Origin of the sequence: Clostridium celatum (genome assembly GCF_021412605.1) — a bacterium.
Taxonomy (GTDB): domain Bacteria; phylum Bacillota; class Clostridia; order Clostridiales; family Clostridiaceae; genus Clostridium; species Clostridium celatum.
The window spans coordinates 1-1,634 of record NZ_JAJKGM010000093.1 but is presented as its reverse complement, the minus strand read 5'-3'; the positions used below and the strand labels follow the sequence as shown (position 1 = coordinate 1,634).

Here is a 1,634-nt window from a genome sequence, read left to right as displayed (position 1 = left end):
GGACACATCCTTTCTTAACTAAATATTATTTTACTTAGTTCGATTTAATGTGTCCACTACTTTATACTAACACCAAAATGATATTCACTATAATCACAAATATTAGCCAATGTATTAATTGAAATATTATTAGAATAATTATCATGTATATAATTTAGAACTAATTTTACTTTATCTGTAACTTTAGTATTTATTATATTTTTATCAGTATTTGTTACTATTAAATTTCCTTTATAGAATAGTGAAAATAACTTATATAGTAAGGATTTTAATTCTAATTCATAAGCAATATCCTTTTCTTTATAACAGGTAATTATATCTTTTATAACCGTTAGTATATTATCATAGTAGGTATCATTATTTTTTATAATAAGTGGAATCTGATGATTATTATTTAAAATCGGAGAGATATACTTAAGTAAAGCTCCATCTGTATTCAGACTCTTAAGCATATCAATATTAAATACGAAAGAAGTCCAAGAAAGTGTGATATCATTAATACTATTTAGTGTATGAAGTTTTTGAGGTCCAATCATTAATATATCACCTTTTTCTATAATGAATGCTTCTAAATCTATTTTATAATTGCATCTTCCGTCAATAACTAATATAACTTCAAATTCTTCATGCCAATGAATTGGTATTGAAGGGGAGATTACTGGATCTATGCGACCTTCATAAAGAGAAAAAGGCATAATAAAATTACCATGTTGAATATTTTCTTTTAAATCATGAAATTGTAAATTATTCATAAATACTCCTTTTAGCAGAATTGTTATAATAAATGTTGTTATATTGCAAGTATATAATAAATTTTAACATTATAATAACATTATAGTTATATTTTTAAAATAGATTTTCAAAAAGGATGGTAATATATGAGAACTGAGAAAGATAAGATGATATCAGGAGATTTATACATAGCTTCTGATGAATTACTAGTTAAAGAAAGATTAAATGCTAGAATATTAACTAGATTATATAATAATACATTAGAAACTGAAATAGAAAAAAGAACTGAAATATTAAGAGAACTTTTAGGTTCTATGGGGAATAATATCTATATTGAGCCTACTCTAAAATGTGATTACGGATATAACATAAATGTTGGCGAAAATTTTTATGCTAACTTTGATACCGTAATTTTAGATGTTTGTCCAGTTAATATAGGCAAAAATGTATTTTTAGCTCCAGGTGTACACATTTATACTGCAACACATCCTCTAAACGCTGAGGAAAGAAATAGTGGCGCTGAATTTGGAAAACCAGTAACTATAGGGGATAGTGTATGGATAGGTGGTAGAGCTGTTATTTGTCCAGGTGTAACAATCGGTAATAATGTTGTAATTGCAGCAGGTGCAGTAGTAACTAAAGATATACCTAATAATGTACTTGTTGGAGGAAATCCAGCAAAAATTATAAAAACTATAGAGTAATTATTTATGAAACTTTATTTTAATTATATCCAAAATTTTATATTTTATTAGATAAATTTACCTCTTTTATTGTAATTAAAATATGTTTCATATAAAAAAGCAGAGCATGAAATCATGCTTTGCTTTTTTGTGTGTGCCCAGCATGGGCAACAACTTGACGGTGAAAGTCCGTTGTGGGCTTGGTAGTGGGAACCACTA

The 1,634-nt window shown here is 26.6% G+C and carries 2 protein-coding genes; one reads left to right on the top strand and one right to left on the bottom strand.

The genetic code is table 11. From position 1 onward, the window contains the following. Positions 1-56: 56 nt before the first annotated feature. Positions 57-752 carry an AraC family ligand binding domain-containing protein gene (locus LPC13_RS16660; RefSeq protein WP_005215570.1) on the bottom strand — a complete coding sequence of 232 codons (696 nt, stop codon included), beginning with the start codon at positions 750-752 and terminating at the stop codon, positions 57-59. A gap of 126 nt (positions 753-878) precedes the next feature. Between LPC13_RS16660 and LPC13_RS16655 the strand changes: the two genes are divergently transcribed. After that, positions 879-1,436, top strand: a complete 558-nt coding sequence (locus LPC13_RS16655; protein WP_005215571.1) for a maltose acetyltransferase domain-containing protein — start codon at positions 879-881, stop codon at positions 1,434-1,436. Positions 1,437-1,634 lie beyond the last annotated feature (198 nt).

Bases quoted from the DNA above. Each gene is read 5' to 3' on its own strand.
- LPC13_RS16660 (WP_005215570.1), bottom strand. From the start codon at position 752: ATGAATAATTTACAATTTCATGATTTAAAAGAAAATATTCAACATGGT.
- LPC13_RS16655 (WP_005215571.1), top strand. From the start codon at position 879: ATGAGAACTGAGAAAGATAAGATGATATCAGGAGATTTATACATAGCT.